The organism is Massilia sp. CT11-108, from assembly GCF_047302915.1.
Lineage (GTDB): Bacteria > Pseudomonadota > Gammaproteobacteria > Burkholderiales > Burkholderiaceae_D > Telluria > Telluria orientalis.
On record NZ_JBKYMO010000629.1, the window covers coordinates 1 to 2,769 of the forward strand.

4 protein-coding genes are annotated in these 2,769 nt (G+C 67.4%); 1 reads left to right on the plus strand and 3 read right to left on the minus strand.

The genetic code is table 11. The annotated features are described in order from the left end of the window. Positions 1–1,333: putative bifunctional diguanylate cyclase/phosphodiesterase (locus ACEN88_RS28600; RefSeq protein ID WP_413345130.1), on the plus strand; the 1,333-nt coding region annotated here is incomplete at its 5' end. Here the strand turns inward: ACEN88_RS28600 and ACEN88_RS28605 are convergent. The 3 genes from ACEN88_RS28605 to flgA form a co-directional block, all read right to left on the minus strand. Beyond that, the gene (locus ACEN88_RS28605; protein WP_413345132.1) at positions 1,330–1,800 is read right to left on the minus strand and encodes a flagella synthesis protein FlgN; all 471 of its coding nucleotides are present in this window, start codon (positions 1,798–1,800) and stop codon (positions 1,330–1,332) included. The genes ACEN88_RS28600 and ACEN88_RS28605 overlap by 4 nt on opposite strands. A gap of 7 nt (positions 1,801–1,807) precedes the next feature. Continuing rightward, on the minus strand, positions 1,808–2,113 hold the full coding sequence (gene flgM, locus ACEN88_RS28610; RefSeq protein WP_413345134.1) for a flagellar biosynthesis anti-sigma factor FlgM: 306 nt from the start codon (positions 2,111–2,113) through the stop codon (positions 1,808–1,810). A 137-nt stretch (positions 2,114–2,250) separates the two neighbouring features. Beyond that, positions 2,251–2,769 (minus strand): flagellar basal body P-ring formation chaperone FlgA (gene flgA / locus ACEN88_RS28615; protein WP_413345136.1); only part of this gene is annotated, 519 nt, incomplete at its 5' end.

Consider the following 2,769-nt stretch of genomic DNA (forward strand, 5'->3'; position numbering starts at 1 on the left):
GCGCCGGCTCGAGCGCGCGCTCGTCGAGCAGCTCACCCACGACGCGCTGACGGGCCTGCCGAACCGCAACCGCATCCTCGAGACGCTGGACGAGGCCATCGCCGCCGCGCGCGAGGACGGGCGCACGCTCGCCGTGCTCGTGTTCGACCTGCACGAATTCCGCAAGATCAACAGCGGCTACGGCTATGGCGGCGGCGACGACGTGTTGCGCGAATGCGTCGTGCGCCTGTCGTGCCTGCTGGCCGGCGGCGACATGCTGGCGCGCCAGGGCGGCAACGAATTCATCGTCGTGCAAAAACAGTCAGGCGAGACCGCCGCCGCGGCGCTGGCCGCCCGGCTGCTGGAGTCGATGCGCAAGCCGTTCCTGCTCGACGGCCAGCGCGTGTTCCTGGCCGCCAGCGTCGGCATCGCACTGCCGCCCGCAAACGGCTGCGGCGCGCACGAATTGCTGCAGATGGCGCAGGTGGCGATGGCTGCCGCGCGCACGGAAGGGCCCGCGCGCTACCGTTTCCATACGGACGCGATGGCGCAGGCGATCCGCGAGCGGGTCGACCTGGAAGCGCTGCTGCGCCATGGCATCGAACGGAACCAGTTCGCGCTGCAGTATCAACCGCGCGTCGACCTGGCCAGCGGCACGGTGATCGGCGTGGAAGCCCTCGTGCGCTGGCGCCATCCCGTACTCGGTCTCGTGCCGCCGGCGCGCTTCATTCCGCTCGCCGAGGAGACGGGCCTGATCGATGATCTCGACATGTGGGTGCTGGACGAAGCCTGCGCGCGCGCGGCCGCGTGGCGCGCGCAGGGATTGCCGCCGCTGCGCGTGTCGATCAACCTGTCGGCACGCCAGTTCCAGCAGGCCGGCCTGGCGCGGCGCGTCCAGGCCGCGCTGGAACGCAGCAGTTTGCCGCCGGCCTGCCTGGAGATCGAGATCACGGAGTCCACGGTCATGCGCGACACGGGCGAGGCGACGAGCGTCCTGCGGTCGCTGAAGGCGCTCGGCGTCGCGCTGTCGATCGACGACTTCGGCACCGGCTATTCGTCGCTCAGCTACCTGAAGCGCTTCCCCATCGATGTGCTGAAGATCGACCGCTCGTTCGTCAGCGACGTGACGACCGACCCGAACGACGCGGCCATTGCGTGCGCCATCATCGCGCTGGCGCATACGCTGAACCTGGAGGCGGTGGCGGAAGGTGTCGAGACGGCCGAGCAGGCGGCTTTCCTGCGCGAGAATGGCTGCGATGAAATCCAGGGCTATTACTTCAGCCCGCCGGTGTGGCCGGAGCAGATCGAGCGGATGTTCGCCGCAACGACGGCGAACGGGGCGATGGTGAATTAACCGACGACGAACCGTCGCGACGGACCCGTCGACATCGTCTGGCCGGCCGGGCCGTAGACGCCGGCCGCGCCGCCGCCGGGACCGCGCAATTCGCTCAAGGCCGCCTGGGTCTGGCCCAACTGGCGGTTGACGATCATGCCATTGACGCGGTTGAGTTCCTTCGCTTCGCGGGTGAGTTCCAGCAGGCGGTTCCAGGCGTCGCGATATTCGGCGTTGCCGCCCACCGCCAGCCAGGGCTCCATGCCGGCCTCGCCGGCGGGAAAGCCGGCGGCGCCGAGGGCCTTGTGGCGCACGCGCGACAGGGTCGCGGCACGCTGCGCCAACTGCAGCTTGTTGGGGGTGATGGTCGAGAGGCCATCCGCATCCGCACTGATCAGGAGCTGTTGCTCGGTTTTCATCAGCTCCACGATGGAACCGATCACTTGCTGTTCGTCGCGCAGGGTTGCGCCAGGGGATGCAATGGCCATTGGTTATCTATTGTTTGCGGGAATGCAGCAGATCGCGCACCGTATCCAACAGGCCGTCCGCCACTTTCTCGGAATTCACATGAAACTGGCCATCCGCGATGGCCGCCTTGATGCGTTCGACCTTCTTGCTGTCGAACACTTGACTGGTGCTGCCGGCCGCGAGGGCCTGGCCTTGCGAGGACAGGCGCACGGTGTCGGCCGCTGCGGGCGTGACCGATTTCGCGGCGGCCGCGTCGCTGCTCTTCGCAGTCGTGGCCGGCGTGTTGTTGGCCTGGACGCTCGTGTTGTTCTTGAGTGTATCGTTGATTTTCACAGCATCATCCTTCTCAGGTCGGAGCAGAAAGCCCGGGATCTGCCTCAGTAACGGCGCCCTTGCCAAAAACTTTAGGGGACATCAAAGAAAGTGCGGACGCAAGCCACACTTTCAACGATCCTGCTCCTTTGCTGTCATCAAAACGCCACTTCGACCATCCCGCCACTGCGCGCCGTGCCGCTCACGACCGAGCCGGATGGCGTGCGCACCTGCACGATCTGGCCGTCGCTGGCGTTGCCGATGGCCTTGCCTTCGGCTGATACTGAAAATCCATTTCCGCTAGTAACCAAGCGTACGGCCTGGCCTTGCTGCACGACGGGCCGGCTGCGCAGCGTGTCCAGGCGCAACGGCGTGCCGGCCACCAGCGACACGGTCGGGGTGCGGCCGATCGCCTGGGCCATGTCCGTGATGATGCCGTTCGGCATGGCGGCAATGTCGCCTTTCATCAACACGAGCTGGCTCTGCTCGATCGGCTGGCCCTGGGCCAGCGGCAGCGCGGCGGCCACGTAGTCGGCCTGCACGTTCACCTGCGCCTGCACGTAGAGCGTCCAGTTCGATGGTGCCGTGCAGCGCACGCCCACGGTCGTCTTGCCCCAGGCGCGCGCGCCCGGCTGCAGGAACGCTTCCGGCGCTGGCCGCCTGCCCCGCGCCGGAAG

Excerpts from the sequence above, each read along its gene's own strand:
- ACEN88_RS28605 (WP_413345132.1), bottom strand. The coding sequence starts at position 1,800 with ATGGCCATTGCATCCCCTGGCGCAACCCTGCGCGACGAACAGCAAGTG.